This window comes from Roseateles sp. P5_B10, assembly GCF_056400485.1.
Genome location: NZ_JBFULE010001614.1, coordinates 1 through 595 on the forward strand (window position 1 = coordinate 1; position 595 = coordinate 595).

The window sequence follows — 595 nt, forward strand, 5'->3', positions numbered from 1 at the left end:
ACCTCATCCTGTACGAGTCGCACATCATCAACGAGTACATCGACGAGCGCTTCCCGCACCCGCAGCTGATGCCCGGCGACCCGGTGGCCCGCGCCCGCGTTCGACTGTTCCTGCTGAACTTCGAAAAGGAGCTGTTCGCCCAYGTGAACATCCTCGAGGGCCGCGGCACGACGACCAAGGCGACCGACAAGCAGCTCGAGAAGGCTCGCTCGCAGATCCGCGACCGCCTGACCCAGCTCGCGCCGATCTTCCTGAAGAACAAGTACATGCTGGGCGACGACTTCTCGATGCTCGACGTGGCCATCGCGCCGCTGCTGTGGCGCCTGGACTACTACGGCATCGACATGTCCAAGAACGCGCTGCCGCTGCTCAAGTACGCCGAGCGCATCTTCAGCCGCCCGGCCTACATCGAGGCGCTGACGCCCTCGGAAAAGGTCATGCGCCGTTGATTGCCCACCCCGAAGCGCTGTGCGCTTCCCCCTCGAGGGGGCGCCGTCAGTGGCCCGGCAAAACCGGTTCCATAGCGGCCGCGGGGTCTACAGACCGTATTGCACCCTGACCGGGTTGACTGTCGTACATGGATAAATCGCAAGGA

Annotated in this window: 1 protein-coding gene; it reads left to right on the forward strand. The window is 63.8% G+C overall.

Annotated elements, in window-relative coordinates; translation table 11 throughout:
• Positions 1-449 (forward strand): glutathione S-transferase C-terminal domain-containing protein (locus tag AC1DU6_RS34905; RefSeq protein WP_477863113.1); only part of this gene is annotated, 449 nt, incomplete at its 5' end.
• Between the last annotated feature and the right edge of the window lie 146 nt (positions 450-595).